The sequence below is a fragment of the Thiomonas sp. SCN 64-16 genome, from assembly GCF_001725585.1.
In the GTDB taxonomy this organism is placed as follows: Bacteria; Pseudomonadota; Gammaproteobacteria; order Burkholderiales; family Burkholderiaceae_C; genus Thiomonas; species Thiomonas arsenitoxydans.
Genome location: NZ_MEGQ01000049.1, coordinates 1 through 17,453, shown reverse-complemented (window position 1 = coordinate 17,453; position 17,453 = coordinate 1). Strand labels below are relative to the sequence as shown.

The following is a 17,453-nucleotide window of genomic DNA, read 5'->3' as shown; positions in this document are numbered from 1 at the left end:
CGATGTGCAAAAGGTGCTGTTCGCCGACGATGGCGTGGCCCAGGGGCTGACGCCGGGCAAGATCGTGGTGGACATGAGCTCCATCGGCCCGGTGGAAACCAAGGACTTTGCCCGCAGAATCAACGCGCTGGGCTGCGAGTATCTCGATGCGCCGGTTTCCGGCGGCGAAGTGGGCGCCAAGGCCGCGAGCCTGACCATCATGGTGGGCGGCAAGCAGGAGGTGTTCGACAAGATCGAGCCCCTGTTCAAACTCATGGGCAAGAACATCACCTTGGTCGGCGACAATGGCGATGGTCAGACCTGTAAGGTGGCCAACCAGATCATCGTCGCGCTCAACATCCAGGCCGTGGCCGAGGCGCTGCTGTTCGCCAGCAAGGCCGGGGCCGATCCGGCCAAGGTGCGCCAGGCGCTGATGGGCGGCTTCGCGGCGTCGCGCATTCTCGAAGTGCACGGCGAGCGCATGGTCAAGCGCACTTTCCAGCCGGGCTTTCGCATCAACCTGCACCAGAAAGATCTGAACCTGGCGCTGTCGGGTGCGAAGCAACTCGGCGTGGCGCTGCCCAACACGGCCGTGGCGCAGCAACTCATGTCGGCCTGCGCCGCCAACGGCATGGACGGGCTCGATCACTCCGCGCTGTGCCGTGCGGTGGAGCTGATGAGCCACCACACCATTGCGCCGGACGCCTGAGACGACCGCTGCGACTGCCCCATGACCCTGCCCAGCGCCGCCGACCAGCCCGTCGCCTTTCTGCGTGCCCTGTTCGACGTGGCCGTGGCCCGCGCGCAGCCGCGCGAAGTCATGGCGCCGTTTCTGCCGCCGCCGCCCAAGGGCCGCACCCTGGTGATCGGCGCGGGCAAGGCCAGCGGCGCCATGGTCGAGGCGCTCGACGCGTTGTGGCCGCAAGACGCGCCGATTTCCGGTCTGGTCGCGACGCGCTATGGCTATGTCCCCCCCGCGCTGCGCGGCAAACCGGGCCGCATCGAACTGGTCGAAACGGCGCACCCCGTGCCCGACGCCGCAGGGGAAGCGGCGGCGCGGCGCATGCTGGCGCTCACCCAGGGTCTCACCGCCGCCGAGCCGCCTCAAGGCGGGGAGAGCCCCCTCGGGGGGCAGCGAGCGCAAGCGAGCGTGGGGGGCGTTCTCACCGCCGATGATCTCGTCGTCTGCCTCATCTCCGGCGGCGGCTCGGCGCTGCTGCCTCTGCCCGCCGCGGGGCTGAGCCTGGCCGACAAACAGCGCATCAACCGCGAGCTGCTGATGAGCGGCGCCACCATTGGCGAGATGAACTGCGTGCGCAAGCACCTCTCGGCCATCAAGGGTGGACGGCTCGCCGCCGCCTGCGCGCCCGCACGGGTGCTCACGCTGCTGATCTCCGATGTGCCCGGCGACGATCCCGCCACCATCGCCAGCGGCCCCACCGTGCCCGATCCCACCACCTGCGCGCAGGCGCTGGAAATCATCGAGCGTTACGGCATCGACATTCCCGCGAGCATCCGCACCGGGCTGCTGAGCGGCGCGCTGGAGACGCCCAAGCCGGGCGACCCCGTGTTCAGCGGCAACCGCGTCGAACTCATCGCCACCCCGCGGCAAATGCTGCAAGCCGTGGCAGAGGCTTGCGCGCAGGCGGGTCTGCCCGCGCACATCCTGGCCGACGACATGGAAGGCGAATCGCGCGACATCGCGCTGGCGCATGCGGCGCTGGCCCGCAGCGTGGCGCGTCACGGCACGCCTTTCGCCAAGCCCTGCGTCATCCTCTCCGGCGGTGAGACGACCGTGACCGTGGCCAAAGGCAGCACGCCCGGCAAGGGCGGGCGCGGCACCGAGTTTCTGCTCGCCCTGGCGCTGGCCCTCGACGGCGAGGCGGGCGTCTGGGCGCTGGCCGGAGACACCGACGGCATCGACGGCAGCGAAGACAACGCCGGCGCCTGGATCACGCCCGACACCCTCACCCGCGCCCGCGCCGCCGGGCTGAGCCCCCGCGCCGTGCTCGACGGCCACGACGCCTACACCCTGTTCGCCGCCACCGGCGACCTGCTGGTGCCAGGGCCGACTTACACCAACGTCAACGATTTCCGCGCCGTGCTGGTGCTTTGATTCCTTCGTAAAAGCCCCGCGGTAAAACCTGTTTACAGCGCATGCTGGCATACTGAGGCGACATGTTCTCCGGAGGTCGCCATGCCGCAGTCTGCCCCGTCCAACGATCCCTTGCGTCCACCGCCGCCACGCCGCGTGGGCTGGTTGGTGGCCGTGTTGTTGATCGTGGCGCTGGCCGTGCTGGGCTATGCCAACCGCGGGCGTCTGCAACAGTGGACGCAGGCCTGGATGGGCCATACGGCCGCTGTACCCACGGCAGCCTCCGCCCCCGCAAAGACAAGCAGCGCGGCCGCCGCGCCCAGCAGTGCGCCCCAGCCTGCGGCCTCGGTGGCCCCGGTGGCATCAGCGCCGCTGCAACTGCCCGCCAGCACGGCCTCGCTGCCCGCCTTGCACCACAGCGATGCGACGGTGCTGCAAGAGCTCGGCGCCTTGCTCGGCAAGCCTGGGCTGGCCTGGCTGGTGCCGCGCCATCTCATCCTGCACTTCGTCGCCACGGTGGACAACCTGACCCGGCAGACCGTGCCGCAGCAGGTCTGGCCGGTGCATCCCGTCCCCGGCGTGCTGCGCACCACGGGGCAGGGGGTCGATCTGGCCATCGCGCCGGACAATGCCCGCCGCTATGCGCCTTATGTGCAGATGCTCACCGCCATCTCACCGCAGCGCGCCGCGCAGCTTTATGTGCAGCTCTACCCGCTGTGCGAGCAGGCGTGGCGCGAGCTGGGGCATCCCAAAAGCGCTTTCAACGACCGCCTGCTGGCCGTGATCGCCAATCTGCTGCAGGCACCCGAGCCGCAGGGTGCGGTGCTGTTGCGCCAGCCCAAGGTGCTCTACACCTATGCCGACCCGGCGCTCGAAGCCGCCCCGGCGGGGCAGAAAATCCTCATGCGCATGGGGCTGGAAAACGAGCGCGCGGTCAAGGACTGGCTGCGTCAGTTCCGTCAGGATTTGCGGGCGCAGATGCAGCCTGCGGCAACAGCGCCTTCGCCTGCGCAATGAAGTTGCGCAGCGGCGGCTGCGGGTCATCGCGCCGCCACACCAAGAGCACCTCGGTGCTGGCCTGCACATCGGCCAGCGGCCGGTAGGCGACCCAGGGCAACTGGGCGCGCTGCATCGACGCAGCGACGATGCCCACGCCCAATCCGGCCGAGATCAGCCCGATGAGGGTGGGCATCTCGTGCACTTCTTGCGCGATGTGCGGGCTAAAACCCGCCTGGGCGCACAGCGCCAGCGTCTGTTGCCGCAGACCTGCGCCCAGGCTGGCGCTGTAAATTACAAAGGGTTGATCGCGCAGATCGTTCAGGCGCAGACTGGCCCGCGCTGCCAGGGGATGGTCGGCATGGAGAGCGGCCAACAAGGGCTCGCGCTGCACCACCAGGGTGGACAGGCGGGGGTCGTGCATCAATTGCGTGGTGCGGATGAAACCCAGATCGAGGCGGTGCGCGAGCAGGTCGTCGATCTGCGATTGCGAAGGCTGCTCGCGCAGATCGAGCGCGACCTGCGGCCAGGCGGCGCGAAAGTCGCGCAGCAGCCGGGGCATCACATCGGTGAAGGGCATCGAGCCGGCAAAGCCCACCGCCAGCCTGCCGGTCTCGCCGCGGCCGACCTGCCGGGTCTGCGCAACGGCGTGTTCCACCGCGTCGAGAATGCTGCGCGCCAGCGGCAGCAGGGCGTCGCCGGCGGCCGTGCGCTGCACTCCGCCGCGCCCACGGGTGAACAAGGGCACGCCGAGCTCGGCTTCCAGCGCCTGGATCTGCTGGCTCAGCGGCGGTTGCGAGACGTGCAGGCGCTGCGCGGCTCGGGTGAAGTGGCGCTCTTCGGCCACGGCGACGAAGTAGCGCAGATGGCGCAAGTCCATATCGAAAACAGATCAAAGTTTTAGAAAATGATATTTCACATATCAAAAAGGCGGACTTAAGCTGTGATGTGAGAGGGCCTGCTGGTCTTCGCCGTCTCGCCCCTGAATCATCCCGACCATGTCCACCACCGCCTTGTCCCCGCCGCTTCAGGATGCCGCAGGCCCGCCCGAGTGGCTGCGCCGCGCCGCCGTCACGGCGGCAGGTATGTGCGCGTTTTTCACCATGTACGTCACGCAGGGGCTGCTGCCCAGCCTGCAGTCGGTGTTCCACGCCAGCGTGGCCGAGCTCAGCCTGACCATCACCTTCACCACCCTGGCGGTCGCGGTGGCGGCGCCGTTTTCAGGCATCGCGGCAGACCGCTTCGGCCGCAAGCGGGTGCTGCTGGTGTCGCTCGCGGGGCTGGGGCTGTCTACCCTGCTGGCGGCTACGGCCACTTCGCTGCACGGCCTGCTGATCTGGCGGGCCATCGAAGGCTTGTGCATTCCCGGCGTGTTCACCGCGACGGTGGCCTATATCAGCGAGGAATGGGAGGCCTCCGAGGTTCCAGCAGTGACCGCGCTCTATATCTCGGGCTCGGTGGCTGGCGGTTTCAGCGGACGCTTCATCGCGGGCATGGTCACCGCGCACGCGGGCTGGCAGGGGGCTTTTGTGGTGCTGGGGGCGATCAATCTGCTGTTTCTGCTGCTGATCGCGCGCGGCATGCCCGCATCGCGCCGGTTTGTGGCAAGCCGCGGCGGGGTGCGCGCGGCGCTGTCTGGGTTTGCCTTGCATCTGCGCAACCCCAAATTGCTCGGCACCTATGCCATCGGTTTTGGCATTCTGTTCTCGCAGGTTTGCACCTTCACCTATGTGAGTTTTCATCTGGCGGCGCCGCCCTATGGCTTTGACCTCAAGGATCTGAGCCTGCTGTTCACCGTGTATCTGGTGGGCATGGTGGCCACGCCGCTGGCGGGCAAGCTGGCCTGGACGTTTGGCAAGCGCCGGGTGTTCGTCGCCGCGGTAGTGCTAGGCAGCGGGGGCATGTTGCTGACCCTGCTCAGTCCGGTGTGGGCCATCGTGCTGGGGCTGACGCTGAGTTCCGGCGGCGTGTTCATCGCGCAGTCGATGGCCACGGCGCAGGTGCCCGCGCTGGCGGGCCAGGCGCGGTCAGCCGCCGTTGGGCTGTATGTGCTGTGCTACTACGTGGGCGGCAGCGTCGGCGCTTTCGGCCCGGCCTGGGTCTGGGCGCACGCGGGTTGGGCCGGGTGCGTGGCGCTGGTGCTGATCGCTCAGTTGGCCATCGGCGCGGCGGCGTGGCGGTTGTGGAAACCAACACCCATCACAGCAACCGTTTGATCGCTATCCTTGCTTCCAGTACGATTTTTGGCGGCAACGTCTTGGGGCGGTTCTCGCCGCTCTTGGAAAGACAGCGAGCACACAATGAAACAGATCACCCGCTGGAACGCGGATCCATGTACCGAGGTGGAAAAGATCCAGGCCCGCATGGACGGACGGGGTTTGGAGCCGCACTTTCACGATGCCTGGTCGTTCGGCGTTGTGGTCAAAGGGAACTGCACCTTTAAGTCTCGCGGCGAAATGCAGCTTGCACCGGTTGGAGCCGTGTTCGCCATCCCGCCTTTCGAGGTGCATGAAAGTCTTCCAACAGCCGAGGCCGTTGAATACAGGGTGTTTTACGTTGCGGCGCACGTGTTGGAGGCCCATGCACCCGAATTGCCCGGATTGATTCACGCCGGTCGAAAGCGGGTCTGGGTGGACGGTGAATGGGCCTTTGCCATCGGTTCTGATGCTCGCGCGGTGATGTCGCCTGACGTGTCTCTGGGCGAGTGGCTGCGGGCATTCGCCGCCAGGTTGCGTACAGCATCCCCTGGCGCGGCCCGTCCACCCTCCAATGCACTGCGTCAGTCGCTGGATCAACAGTGGAGCGAACCTCTGGTCCTTGCGGAAATTGAAAGCGCAACCCAACACACACGCTGGCATGCGATTCGCACATTCCGGCAGCAGGTTGGTCTGACGCCAGGAGCCTATTTGCGGCAACTCCGTGCGCTTAAAAGCCGTCACCTCTTGCGTTCCGGCCTGACCATTGCGCAGACGGCGCATGCCCTGCATTTTTCAGATCAACCTCACTACACCCGCACGTTTAAACAGGTGTTTGGTGTGACACCAGGACGGTTCCAGAGCCTGAACCGACAGGCCCCTTCTGCGGAGCATTTCTCAAAAGAACACGCCGACGATGGAGATCAGCAGCAAGACAGCCATGCTGACGTTGAAATGATGAATCGCCTTGGGTGAGGCAAGCAGGTGTTTCGCAGCGTGCCCGAAGAGCGCCCATGCGCCGATGGATGGCAAGCAGATCAAGGTGAAGATGACGCCCTGCAGCAGGACGCTTGGGATATAGGCATCGCCTGTGCGTGTATAGGTTGCGATGCCAGTGGCCGCAACAATCCAGGCCTTCGGGTTCGTCCACTGCGCCAGCAGTCCCTGTCGTGCCGAAGGGGCTTTTCGCAATCGTGCGCTGGCCGTGGCGTCTGCCCGTGCCATAAATAGCTTGATGGCGATGTAGGTGAGAAAGGTCGCCCCGAGCCCTTTCAACGCCATGTGCAGCCAAGCGGTGTGACGCAGGACGGAGTCCAAGCCAAACCCCATCGCAAGAATCAGAGAAGTGAAGCCCAACGTGGCTCCGAAAACATGCGGCAAGGTGCGCAGCCAGCCGAAATTCGCTCCGGATGTGGCGGCAATGACATTGACCGGGCCGGGAGATGCCGAAGTAACCACGGCGAAACCCGCCAAAGGCAACGCGAGTTCTCGAACCAGCGCAATCAGATCAGGCGTGTTCAACATGGCTCACCGAAGAAGGGGCAGACTGCCGGTCAACGACTTGATGTGTGCTGCTTGGCCAAACAGGCACAGACCGACATAGCGCAACGCGGTTGCCTGCGTTGCGGATAAGGCTGATTGGTAATCGCCGTAGGTTTTTGCCTGCTGTGCCAAGGAGGTGAAGTCGATCACCAGAACCTCGCTACTGGGCAGTTCTCGTGCGCGTCGGGCAATGTTCGCCATTTGCTCCGGTTGGCTTTTGAGAACGGGCAGGACGATGGTGGTGATGCCCGGATGAATCTGACCGTCTTGATCGGGCAAGTCCGCCCCGATCAGCTCGGGGTGGAGCCGACCGAGGCTCATGGCAAGGACCGCGGCGGTGTTCGCCACCAAACCGACGGGCAAGCTGCCGTCCATGATCAACACGCATTTTTTCAAGAGAGTCTCCGCACGAATCGGGCTGCAAGGCTTGCAGCTTCCGTCAGTGGGAAACCGTACTCAATCACGCACAAGGCGTCTTGAATGCAGTTGCGTTTTTCGCCGCCTCTACACCAGCCGCGCGATGACGTAGGCGAGGAAAGACAGCAGGATGCTGGAGCCGAAGGGAAAAAGCCATTCCCGGCCGAATAGTTTGACGGTGAAGTCCAGCGGCATGCGGCCGATGCCGAAGCGGCGCAGATGCGGCAGCAGCGCCGAAAACACGATGGACGCGAGAATGAAAATGATCAGCCAGCGCATGATCGACTCTACAGCGTATGCGTGCGGTCGCCGCGCGCGAAGCCGCGCAGGGCGTGCGCGTCCACCCCGCGGCCCAGGGCGATGACCTTGAACAGTTCGCCCATTTCACTCTCGCCCAACAGCTTGTTGACGGCGGCGGTCTGCCGCAGGTAATGCGAGCCGCCGGACGCGGCCGTGGTGGCGCATAGGGCGGCGGTGCTGCTCGGGGCTACGGGTTCGGGGCCGGCGGCCAGAGCGTCGGCAACCCGGTCGAGCAGCCCGCAGTTCATCAGGAAATGGGCCTGGTTGGTGTAGCCGAGCACGTCGAGCCCGGCTTCTTGCGCGGTCAGCGCGATGGCGGTGAAGTCGATGTGCGCGGTGAGGTCGGCCAGGCCGGGCCACAGCAGCACGTCGTCGAGCACGCGGTGGCGGTAGTGCGCCTGCAGCGTGCCCATGTGGCGCTGCGGGTGGTAGTACTCGTGCTGGGGGAAGCCGTAGTCGATGAACAGCGCGACGCCGCGCGAGAGCCGGTCGGCCAGGGTGCGCACGAAGCCCAGGGCCTGGGGGTGGATCTCGGTTACGGTGCCCATGGGCAGCGCCTGCGCTTCGGGCGCGGGGGGCAGCAGGGTGGTGGCGCGGTCGGCGAAGACCAGGTCGTCGCCCTCTTGCGCCACGCCACGCTCCATCCAGCCGTTGGCGTGCTTGTGCAGCAGCTTCACGGGCATCGCATCGAGCACTTCATTGCCGATGACGACGGCCTCGAAGGTTTCGGGCAGGGCAGGCCACCACTGCACGCGCTCAAACAGGTGGGGCACGGCGTGGCGCAAGGTGTCCATCTGGCGATGTTTGAGTGCGCCCGAGACTTCCACAATGGCGTATTGCCGAGGGGCGCAGCCCAGTTGATCGAGTTCGCCCAGCACCTGGGCGGCGAGCCGACCCGAGCCCGCGCCGAACTCCACCACGGTGTGCAGTTCGTGGTGCTGCAGCACTTGCGCCACCTGAGTGGCCAGGGTGCGGCCGAACAGCGGGGAGAGTTCGGGCGCGGTGACGAAGTCGCTGTCGCTGCCGAAGTCGCCGAACTGGCCCGCCTGCCCGGTGTAATAGCCCAGCCCCGGGGCATAGAGCGCCTGCTGCATGTAGGCATCGAAAGGCAGCCAGCCGCCGCCCGCATGCAGCGCGGCCCGCAATTGCGCCAGGAGTTGCGCGCTGCGCTCCAGCGCCAGAGGGGCGGGTGCCGGTAGACTTGTCGGCTGTTCGTTCATCTGTTCATTCTAGAAAGCATGCAGCCCAATGCCTCGCCATCCCACGGTTCACGAGCCTGCGTGCTGGTGACCGGCGGCGCGCACCGGCTGGGGCGGGAAATCGTCCAGCATGTTGCGGCACAAGGCTGGGATGTGGCGGTGCATTACCACCGCTCGGCCCAGGCCGCCGAGGAGGTTTGCGCCGAGGTGCGGTCCTTGGGCGGCCGTGCGCATGCCGTGCGCGCGGACCTGTTCGACCCCGCCGCGGTTCGGTCCCTGCTGCCGCAGGCGGTGGCGGCGCTGGGGCGGATCGACGCCGTGGTGAACAACGCCGCCCTGTTCGCCTTCGACGATGCCCAGCATTTCAGCGTGCAGGCGGCGCAGCAGCATTACCAGGTCAACACCATCGCGCCGGTGCTGCTGGCGCAGGCGCTGCATGCGCATCTGCGTGCGCGAGATGCGCAGGGCTGCGTGGTCAATCTGCTCGACCAGAAGCTGAGCAACCCTGATCCCGACTATCTCTCCTACACCCTGTCGAAGGCGGCGCTGCAGGCCGCAACGGTGGCGTTGGCCCAGGCGCTGGCGCCCACGCTGCGGGTGGTGGGGGTGGCGCCCGGCCTGATGCTGCCTTCAGGCCCGATGACCGAAGATGAGTTCACCCGTGTGCACAGCCGCACCCCGCTGCAGCGCGGCAGTACGCCGCAAGACGTGGCCCAGGCCGTGCTTTTCGCGCTGCAGGCCCGCGCCATGACGGGCACCACGCTGCTGGTCGATGGCGGCCAGCATCTGGCAGGTACCGGGCGCGATGTGTTGTTCGCCGTGCGCGAGCAGGCCAGCCCTTCAATTTAGGAATCCCATCATGTTCAGTGCCCTGTCGCACCCCGCCTTGCGCGCCTGCCGCCGCCTGTTCTTGCAGAACTACGAGGTCAACATCAACATCGGCGTGCACGACTTCGAGAAACGGGCCGAGCAGCGCGTGCTCATCAATGTCGATCTGTTCATTCCGCTGGCCATGTCCACGCCGCAGCAGGACAAGCTCGACGAAGTGGTCGACTACGACTTCATGCGCAGCGTCATCGCCGCGCGCATTGCCCGCGGCCACATTCATCTGCAGGAGACCCTGTGCGACGACGTGGCGCGCATCATGCTCGAACATCCGCGGGTGAAGGCCGTGCGGGTGTCGACCGAAAAGCCCGACGTCTATCCCGATTGCGAGAGCGTGGGCGTGGAGGTGTTCCATGTGAAGGATTTGCAGCCATGATTCCCGCCGAAGCCGCCGCCACCTACCGCTCGCTGCACAAGGCCGGGTTCGAGAACAACAAGCTCTCCAAGCGGCTGCACCGCCTCATCGGGCAGGCTGTGGTCGACTTCAACATGATCGAGCAGGGCGACCGGGTGATGGTCTGCATGTCCGGCGGCAAGGACAGCTACGCCATGCTCGACATCCTGCTGAGTCTGCGTGAACGCGCGCCAATCGACTTCGACCTGGTCGCCGTCAACCTCGACCAGAAGCAGCCTGGTTTCCCCGAGCATGTGCTGCCCGACTATCTCAAGAGCCGCGGCGTGCCCTTTCACATCGAGGAGCAGGACACCTATTCCATCGTCAAGTCCATCATTCCCGAGGGCAAGACCACCTGCGGGCTGTGTTCACGGCTGCGGCGCGGCATTCTGTACCGTGTGGCGGGTGAGCTCGGCGCCACCAAGGTCGCGCTGGGCCATCATCGCGACGACATCCTCGAAACCTTTTTCCTCAATCTGTTCTTCGGCGGCAAGCTCAAGGGCATGCCGCCCAAGCTGGTGAGCGACGATGGACGGCATGTGGTCATCCGGCCGCTGGCCTATGTTGAAGAGGCCGACCTGGAGCGCTGGGCCGAGCTGCGCGCCTTTCCGCTCATTCCCTGCACCCTGTGCGGCAGCCAGGAGAATGCGCAGCGCAAACAGGTCAAGGCGATGCTGCGGCAGTGGGAACGCGAATCTCCGGGCCGCGCGCAGACCATGTTCAACGCGCTCACGCAGGTGGTGCCTTCGCACCTGGCCGACCGCAGCCTGTTCGATTTCGCGAGCCTGCGGGCCACGGGTGTGCCCGACCCGATGGGCGACATCGCCTTTGATGCGGAACCTTGCAGCGGCGCAGGCGAACTCCCGCGCGCACAATCCGTCCAATGGTTTTGAAGTAGAGGAGAACAGGCCATGCGCTCACCTAACAGCCTAACCCGCCTTTGGCATTCCGCCCGTATCGGCCTGTTGCTGGTGCCCGCGCTGCTGCTCGGCGGCTGCGCTAGCCTGACAGATTTGCGCGCCACCGTCGTCACCCCCAACCCCGCGCCGCAAGCGCTGGTGGGCGCCAAGGTGCAGGTGCAGGCCGCGCCCGGCAATGCCGACAGCGCCGATGCCTACACCCTGCAGACCGCCGTGCTCGACGCCATGACCCAGGCCGGCATGGTGCCCTTGCTGGGCACGCCGGCGCCCTATACCGCGCGCTACGCCTACACCGTGCGTCTCGATCTCGAAGCTACCTACGGCCCCTCGGTCTGGCCCCCGCCCGTGCTACTGCCCAACGGCGCGGTGTATTTTCCCGGAGGCTGGGGCGGCTGGGGAGGCGGCATGTTCGGCTGGATGCCGCCGCCCAACTATTACGAGCGCAGTCTCTCGCTCGAAATCCGCGACACCGCCACTGGCGCGCTGATCTGGCAGTCGCACGCCAGCACCGGCGGTTACGAACGCGGTCTGGCCTCGGTGGCCCTGCCGCTGGCGCAGGCCGTGCTGCGTGGATTTCCTTCGGAGTACGGCGAGCACAAGGTGCTGTTCCCGCGCTGAGGGCGGAACGGATCGCACATTAAACAAAATGTCACATTTGCAACTTATGGTCTCGACTTTCTCTTTTGAGCGAGTCGAGCCATGCAATTTCCCAAATCTGCTTTAGCCCTGGCGGTTGCCGCGGCACTCTCTTTGTCAGCCTGCGGCGGCGGGGGTACCACCACCGCGTCCAACCCGCCTGACCAGCAGGCCGCAGTGCAAACCGGGGTCTTTCTCGACTCCGCCGTGGCCGGGGTGGACTACACCACCGATAGCAATGCCACCCCGCGCCAGACCAACGCGGCGGGGCAGTTCCTCTACAAATCCGGCGAGACCGTCACCTTCAAGCTCGGCGGCGTCTTGCTGGGTCGTGCCAAGGGCGCCGATGTGGTGGCGCTGGGCGACCTCGATGGACAGGGCGAAGACGCCCCCCGCACCCAGAACACCGCGCAACTGCTGCAGGCGCTCGATGACGACCGCGACCCGAACAACGGCATCGTCATTCGCGATGCGGTGCGCCAGCGATTTGCCAACATCAAGTGCGATCTGTCCGACCGCACCCAACTGACCGCCCTGTTCCAGCAGCAACTCGCCGATCTTAAGCTCAGCCTCACCGATCCGCGTTACGCCAAGGCGCACCTCGAAGACTCGCTCTCGCTGATTGGCCGCACCGTCACCAGCACCTTCACTTACCAGGGCGCGGGCGCGGCGCAGGGCGCGCAGCTCAGCGTGAGCAAGTACGCCATCGGCAGCCAGAGCCGGTTCAACGTGCCCTATCCCGGCAATCAGAACTACATCAAGGCCGAGTTCCCCAAAGGCTTCCCCATCAGCCTGGGCTCGGGTTTGGCTCTCAAGGGCGTGGACAAGCAGGGCAATCTGCAGTTCTGGGTGATAACGGATCGCGGCCCTAACGGAGATTCGCCAGACCTGCGAAACGCCGACGGCAGCACCACCGCGACCAAGTCGTTTCCCGCGCCCGCATTCAATCCCGAGTTTGGCGTGGTGACTGTGGGCACCGGCAAGGGCAACCGTCGCGCCACGCTGGAAAGCACCACCCCGCTCAAGGACCTCGACGGCGCTGCGATGAGCGGCCGCCCCATTCCTCCGGGCACGGTCGGATCGACGGGTGAAACGCCGGTCAGCGACACCCTGCAGATTCTCAAAAACGCGCAGGGCGGCATCGCATTTGACGTGCACGGCATCGACCCCGAAGCCGTGACGGCCACGCCCGACGGCAAGTCGCTGTGGATGACCGACGAGTACGGCCCCTTCGTGTTCAAGGTGAACGCCGCCAGCGGCCAGATCGAGACCAAGCTGGCGCCCGGCAGCGGCCTGCCCGACATCGTCAAGTATCGCCAACCCAACCGCGGCATCGAAGCCATTGCGCTTGCGTCCAACGGCAATCTGCTGGCCGGCGTGCAGAGCATTCTCAAGATGGATGACGCCAAAGACAGCAACGGCAAAACGCAGAAAACCACCAAAGCGGTGTTCACCCGCCTGGTGCAAATTCAGTCGGGCGGCGGCACCCGCATGTTTGCGTATCCCCTCACCGATGCCAGCGGGGCCGTTCCCTACAGCAAAAACAAGGACGCCAAGATCGGCGACCTCGTGGCGCTCGACGACAACCGTTACCTCATCATCGAGCGCGGCACGCAAGCCGATGGCAAAGATCACAACATGATCTTCCTCATCGACCTCAGCGGCGCGACCGACCTCACCGGCAAGACCATCAACGGCCTGGAGCCCGAGTATCAGACCTCGCTCAAGGCGCTGACCGACGGCGGCATCATCCCGGTGAAAAAGACCCTGCTGTTCGATATGGTCGAAGGCAGCGGCTTTGGCTGGGTATCCGGCAAGACCGAGGGCATGGCCCTGGTGGACGCGCAGACGATTGCTGTGGCCAACGACAACGACTTCGGCCTTGCGGCGGAAATCGTCGGCCCGAACGGCGAAATCCTCAAAGGTGACGATTGCGAAATGGACGCCAGCGGCCAGATCCTGGCGGGTACGGGCAAGTGCACCGCTCCGGGCGCTTACACCTATCGCATCATCCGCGGCAAACCGTGGGAGACGCCTTCGCGCCTGTTCCTCATCAAACTGCCCAAGCCGGTGCTCGACTACGCCTCTTGAGCGCGGCTAAACCATGAAACTCCCGCCTGAGCGATTTGCACAGGCGGGAGTTTTTCAATTCAAAAACAACCGCGTCACCGGGTTGTCGGTTTCCTCGGTGTAGTGATAGCCGAGTTGCTGCAAAAACTGGCTGAACGCCTTTTTATCTGCGGGCGGCACCTGAATGCCCACCAGCACATGGCCGCTGTCGCCGCCCTGGTTGCGGTAGTGGAACAGGCTGATGTTCCAGTCCGGGCTGAGCGCGTCGAGAAAGCGCAGTAGTGCGCCGGGTCGTTCGGGAAAGTCGAAGCGCAGCAGGCGCTCGTTTTCCGCCATGCTCTGCCCCTGCGCGCCACGCGGCGCGGGGCCGCCGACGAGGTGGCGCACATGCACTTTGGCCAGTTCGTTGTCGGTCAGGTCGAGCACGCCGTAGCCTGCGCGCTCGAAAGCCTGCGCCATTTTCTGCGCATCCTCGCGGCCGTTGACCGTCAGGCCGACGAACACATGCGCTTCTTCCGGCCGCTTGATGCGATAGGTGAATTCGGTCACATTGCGCGCACCCACCAGCCGGCACAGGCGGCGAAAGCTGCCCGGCTTTTCGGGAATGGTCACGGCAAACAGCGCCTCGCGCGCCTCGCCCACCTCGGCGCGCTCGGCGACAAAGCGCAGGCGGTCGAAATTCATGTTCGCCCCGCAGGTCACGGCCACGAGGGTTTCGCCCTTGAGCTGATGCTGCGCGCAATAGGCCTTGACGGCCGCGACCGACATCGCGCCAGAGGGCTCCAGCACGCTGCGGGTGTCTTCGAACACGTCCTTGATTGCGGCGCTCACCGCGTCGGTATCGACCACCACGAAATCGTCCACCAGATCGCGCACCAGGCGGAAGGTTTCGCGCCCCACCTGCTTCACCGCCGTGCCGTCGCAAAACAGCCCCACTTCAGACAGCGTGACCCGGCGACCCGTCTGCAAGCTGCGCAGCATGGCGTCGGAATCGACCGTCTGCACCCCGATCACCTTGATCTCCGGCCGCACCGCCTTGATGTAAGCGGCCACCCCCGAGATCAGCCCGCCGCCGCCGATGGCGCAAAACACCGCATGAATCGGCGCCTGGTGCTGGCGCAGAATTTCCATGGCGATGGTGCCCTGGCCCGCGATCACGTCCGGGTCGTCGAAGGGGTGGACGAAAGTCAGCCCTTGTTGGTCTTGCAGCGTGAGGGCGTGGGCGTAAGCGTCGCTATAGCTGTCGCCCTGCAGCACCACGTCCACGCTGGCGCCGCCAAAGGCGCGCACCGCGTCGATTTTCACCTTCGGCGTGGTAGCTGGCATCACAATCACCGCGCGGCAACCCAGCCGGTGCGCCGACAGCGCCACGCCCTGCGCGTGATTGCCCGCCGACGCGCAAATCACGCCGCGCTTGCGTTCGGCCTCGGTCAGCCGCGACATCTTGTTGTACGCCCCGCGCAGCTTGAAGCTGAACACCGGCTGCGTATCTTCGCGCTTGAACAGCACCTTGTTGTGCAGGCGGCGCGACAGATTGCGCGCAGGCTCCAGCGCCGATTCAATCGCCACGTCATACACCCGTGCGTTCAAAATACGCTGCAGATAGTCGGTATGCTTCGCGGCCATTTGGATCTTCCCAGAGCAAAAGAACCGATTCTATGAACCCCGCTGATCGCACCTTGCAGGCATGGCAGTGCTGATGCCGCCCGATTGGGCTGGCGCCGCCCTCGGTATGTGGCATGAATTGCTGCAGTCCGCTTCCGGACCGGGAGGGCTTTACGTGTTGGCGGCGCTCAGCTTTGCGGCGGCCACCCTCATCCCCTTCAGTTCCGAAGCCGTGCTGCTGGTGGTGATTGCCGCGCAGCCGCAACACACCATGCTGGCTGTGCTCGTCGCCACCGCCTCCAATACCCTCGGCGGCATGACCACCTACGCGCTCGGCCGCTGGGTGCGCCATTGGCAGACCCCCGACGCTTGGCGCTGGGCGCCGCAAGTGCGCCACTGGGGCGCGCCCATCACCGTGCTCGCCTGGGTGCCTGGTATCGGTGATGCCCTCGTGGTCGTGGCCGGCTGGCTGCGCATCAACGCCTGGGCCTGCGCCGCGTGGATGCTGCTCGGCCGCAGCCTGCGCTACATCACTGTGGCAGGTCTGGCTTGGGCGCTATGAAAAACCGGACAAAAAAATACCCGGGCGGATGGTGAACATCGGCCCGGGTAAGAATCCACCAAAGGAGGAGGTGGAGGAGACAATTGGTGCGTCAAACTCGACGCGTGATGCAATATTAGAGGATGCTTATGTATCTTGCATAGCCCATCCGTGCATCATGGTATTGTTAAATAAGCATTCACTTATTCGATGCGTAAGTCATTGAAAAATAATTGAATTTTTCTGGATTTCGGCGGGAATCTGCCTTTGCGCGTCTTTGTCACCCACATCGAAATTGACGCGAGTCAACGAAATTCGGGTTTAAGGCAATTTCAGCACTGCAGCTAGCACGCCGACTGCAATCACCAGCATGCCGCCGATTTTGATCGTCAACCGCAGTTCGAGTTCGCGTAAATCCGGTTTGGTGGCCAGATCTGCCTCACCTTGCGCTTCGCGAAAAGCATCAGCCACCGCTTCGGCCTGAGCGTCGGGCATGCCCGATACGCACAATTTGCGAATGAATTTGTGCGTGTCTAAGGTCACGGTAGCCATGCAAACAATTGTAGGCACCCTGCAGAACCGCCGACAATCGCAACACCCATCAATAGGAAACAGGAGAAACAGCGATGCAATGCACCGTGCAATGGGAAGGAAAAGACGCGCAAGGCAACGACGGCATGGCCTTCACCGCCCACACCGAAACCGGCCACACGCTACGCATGGACGGCGCCCCGGCCAGCGCACCTGGCGAGCCCAGCGGCCACAACCTCGCGCCGCGGCCGATGGAAGTCGTGCTTGCCGGAACCGGCGGCTGCACCGCTTACGACGTGGTTTACATCCTCAAGAAGGGGCGGCAGGATGTGCGCGGCTGCACCGTGCGGCTCGAGGCCGAGCGCGCCGCGACCGACCCCAAGGTGTTCACCCGCATTCATCTGCACTTTGTCGTGACAGGGGTGAATCTGCGCGAAGACATGGTTCGCCGCGCTGTCGAGCTCTCGCACACCAAATATTGCTCGGCCAGCGCCATGCTGGAAAAGACGGCGACGATGACGTTCAGCGTTGAAATCAGATAGTCCACGTAGGGTATTGGCCATCGTCAGCGTCAGGTATGTTGTGCGGAAGATACAAATCGATACCTCAAACATACATGCGCCAGTATTAATTCATCAGACGCCCGGATCACACACGGTAAATTTGAATTGAGGCGCGCTAGACGCCCATTTCTAATCAATCAATTTCAAACCGCAATCTGGAGATGGCAATGAAAAAAACCCTATTGGCGATGGCCCTACTCGGAACATTCAGCAGTGCCGCCATGGCAGCTGACAAAGTGCAGCTTTACGGAATCATCGACCTTGGTGTCGAGCATCTGAGCTATGACAACACCAGCGTAAACCGTCTCGGTTCTGGTGGGCAGTCCACTTCTCGCATCGGCGTCAAGGGTACGGAAGATCTGGGCGGTGGCCTCAGCGCCTTCTTCACAGCTGAAACTGGATTCTGCGCCAATGGCAATGATTCAGGCGGCAACTCTGTTTACAAAGGCACCAGCCAAGGCGCGCAATATCAGGCTGGCGGCAGCTATTGTTCTGGCGGAAACTTCATGGGGCGCTTGAGCATCATTGGCCTCAAGGGCGGCTTTGGCACCTTCCAGATGGGTCGTTTCGTCTCGTTCAACTACA

At 64.5% G+C, this 17,453-nt stretch carries 20 protein-coding genes; 13 read left to right on the top strand and 7 right to left on the bottom strand.

All coding sequences use genetic code 11. The features are described from left to right. The 3 genes from ABT24_RS12815 to ABT24_RS12805 all read left to right on the top strand — a co-directional run. A partial coding sequence (locus tag ABT24_RS12815; protein ID WP_286737959.1) for an NAD-binding protein occupies nucleotides 1-688 on the top strand: 688 nt, incomplete at its 5' end. 21 nt (nucleotides 689-709) lie between these two features. Continuing rightward, nucleotides 710-2,095: a glycerate kinase type-2 family protein gene (locus tag ABT24_RS12810; RefSeq protein WP_276729664.1), complete on the top strand. Its 1,386-nt coding sequence runs from the start codon at nucleotides 710-712 to the stop codon at nucleotides 2,093-2,095. An 81-nt stretch (nucleotides 2,096-2,176) separates the two neighbouring features. Beyond that, nucleotides 2,177-3,091: a DUF3014 domain-containing protein gene (locus ABT24_RS12805; protein WP_156053626.1), complete on the top strand. Its 915-nt coding sequence runs from the start codon at nucleotides 2,177-2,179 to the stop codon at nucleotides 3,089-3,091. Here ABT24_RS12805 and ABT24_RS12800 read toward each other — a convergent pair. Then, nucleotides 3,009-3,950: a LysR substrate-binding domain-containing protein gene (locus ABT24_RS12800; protein ID WP_156053625.1), complete on the bottom strand. Its 942-nt coding sequence runs from the start codon at nucleotides 3,948-3,950 to the stop codon at nucleotides 3,009-3,011. The genes ABT24_RS12805 and ABT24_RS12800 overlap by 83 nt on opposite strands. A 118-nt stretch (nucleotides 3,951-4,068) precedes the next feature. Here ABT24_RS12800 and ABT24_RS12795 point away from each other — a divergent pair, with 118 nt between their 5' ends. Both ABT24_RS12795 and ABT24_RS12790 read left to right on the top strand, forming a co-directional pair. After that, nucleotides 4,069-5,286: an MFS transporter gene (locus tag ABT24_RS12795; RefSeq protein WP_276729662.1), complete on the top strand. Its 1,218-nt coding sequence runs from the start codon at nucleotides 4,069-4,071 to the stop codon at nucleotides 5,284-5,286. Nucleotides 5,287-5,370: 84 nt separating this feature from the next. After that, nucleotides 5,371-6,240: an AraC family transcriptional regulator gene (locus tag ABT24_RS12790; protein ID WP_276729659.1), complete on the top strand. Its 870-nt coding sequence runs from the start codon at nucleotides 5,371-5,373 to the stop codon at nucleotides 6,238-6,240. On the opposite strand, the gene ABT24_RS12785 is transcribed toward ABT24_RS12790, so the two are convergent. The 4 genes from ABT24_RS12785 to ABT24_RS12770 all read right to left on the bottom strand — a co-directional run bounded on the left by ABT24_RS12785 (nucleotide 6,163) and on the right by ABT24_RS12770 (nucleotide 8,744). Beyond that, nucleotides 6,163-6,789 (bottom strand): LysE family translocator, encoded by a 627-nt coding sequence (locus ABT24_RS12785; RefSeq protein ID WP_276729657.1) that lies wholly within the window; start codon nucleotides 6,787-6,789, stop codon nucleotides 6,163-6,165. The two genes, ABT24_RS12790 and ABT24_RS12785, sit on opposite strands and share 78 nt — an antisense overlap. Nucleotides 6,790-6,792: 3 nt before the next feature. Next, nucleotides 6,793-7,191 (bottom strand): DUF2000 domain-containing protein, encoded by a 399-nt coding sequence (locus tag ABT24_RS12780; RefSeq protein WP_276729698.1) that lies wholly within the window; start codon nucleotides 7,189-7,191, stop codon nucleotides 6,793-6,795. A gap of 120 nt (nucleotides 7,192-7,311) precedes the next feature. Then, nucleotides 7,312-7,503, bottom strand: coding sequence for a DUF2905 domain-containing protein (locus ABT24_RS12775; protein WP_423837804.1), 192 nt, complete (start codon nucleotides 7,501-7,503; stop codon nucleotides 7,312-7,314). 8 nt (nucleotides 7,504-7,511) lie between these two features. Next, a complete protein-coding gene (locus ABT24_RS12770; RefSeq protein ID WP_276729655.1) occupies nucleotides 7,512-8,744 on the bottom strand; it encodes a class I SAM-dependent methyltransferase in 1,233 nt (410 codons plus the stop codon). 18 nt (nucleotides 8,745-8,762) lie between these two features. On the opposite strand from ABT24_RS12770, the gene ABT24_RS12765 reads away from it, so the two are divergent. The 5 genes from ABT24_RS12765 (at nucleotide 8,763) to ABT24_RS12745 (ending at nucleotide 13,649) form a co-directional block, all read left to right on the top strand. Then, a complete protein-coding gene (locus ABT24_RS12765) occupies nucleotides 8,763-9,572 on the top strand; it encodes an SDR family oxidoreductase (RefSeq protein ID WP_276729653.1) in 810 nt (269 codons plus the stop codon). Nucleotides 9,573-9,582: 10 nt separating this feature from the next. Beyond that, nucleotides 9,583-9,984: a dihydroneopterin aldolase gene (locus ABT24_RS12760; RefSeq protein ID WP_276729651.1), complete on the top strand. Its 402-nt coding sequence runs from the start codon at nucleotides 9,583-9,585 to the stop codon at nucleotides 9,982-9,984. Continuing rightward, nucleotides 9,981-10,895 (top strand): tRNA 2-thiocytidine(32) synthetase TtcA, encoded by a 915-nt coding sequence (ttcA, locus tag ABT24_RS12755; RefSeq protein ID WP_276729650.1) that lies wholly within the window; start codon nucleotides 9,981-9,983, stop codon nucleotides 10,893-10,895. The genes ABT24_RS12760 and ttcA overlap by 4 nt, the downstream gene beginning before the upstream one ends. Before the next feature lie 18 nt (nucleotides 10,896-10,913). Next, nucleotides 10,914-11,540 carry a DUF4136 domain-containing protein gene (locus ABT24_RS12750; RefSeq protein ID WP_276705838.1) on the top strand — a complete coding sequence of 209 codons (627 nt, stop codon included), beginning with the start codon at nucleotides 10,914-10,916 and terminating at the stop codon, nucleotides 11,538-11,540. A gap of 81 nt (nucleotides 11,541-11,621) precedes the next feature. Further along, nucleotides 11,622-13,649 carry an esterase-like activity of phytase family protein gene (locus ABT24_RS12745; RefSeq protein ID WP_276729649.1) on the top strand — a complete coding sequence of 676 codons (2,028 nt, stop codon included), beginning with the start codon at nucleotides 11,622-11,624 and terminating at the stop codon, nucleotides 13,647-13,649. Between the two features lie 54 nt (nucleotides 13,650-13,703). On the opposite strand, the gene ilvA is transcribed toward ABT24_RS12745, so the two are convergent. Beyond that, on the bottom strand, nucleotides 13,704-15,254 hold the full coding sequence (gene ilvA, locus ABT24_RS12740) for a threonine ammonia-lyase, biosynthetic (RefSeq protein WP_276729647.1): 1,551 nt from the start codon (nucleotides 15,252-15,254) through the stop codon (nucleotides 13,704-13,706). A gap of 61 nt (nucleotides 15,255-15,315) precedes the next feature. On the opposite strand from ilvA, the gene ABT24_RS12735 reads away from it, so the two are divergent. Beyond that, a complete protein-coding gene (locus ABT24_RS12735; protein ID WP_013124296.1) occupies nucleotides 15,316-15,795 on the top strand; it encodes a YqaA family protein in 480 nt (159 codons plus the stop codon). Nucleotides 15,796-16,095: 300 nt separating this feature from the next. On the opposite strand, the gene ABT24_RS12730 is transcribed toward ABT24_RS12735, so the two are convergent. Further along, nucleotides 16,096-16,326: a CCDC90 family protein gene (locus ABT24_RS12730; protein ID WP_276729644.1), complete on the bottom strand. Its 231-nt coding sequence runs from the start codon at nucleotides 16,324-16,326 to the stop codon at nucleotides 16,096-16,098. Between the two features lie 74 nt (nucleotides 16,327-16,400). Here ABT24_RS12730 and ABT24_RS12725 point away from each other — a divergent pair, with 74 nt between their 5' ends. Next, nucleotides 16,401-16,847: an OsmC family protein gene (locus ABT24_RS12725; RefSeq protein WP_276729642.1), complete on the top strand. Its 447-nt coding sequence runs from the start codon at nucleotides 16,401-16,403 to the stop codon at nucleotides 16,845-16,847. A 188-nt stretch (nucleotides 16,848-17,035) separates the two neighbouring features. Further along, nucleotides 17,036-17,453: porin (locus ABT24_RS12720; RefSeq protein WP_286737954.1), on the top strand; the 418-nt coding region annotated here is incomplete at its 3' end.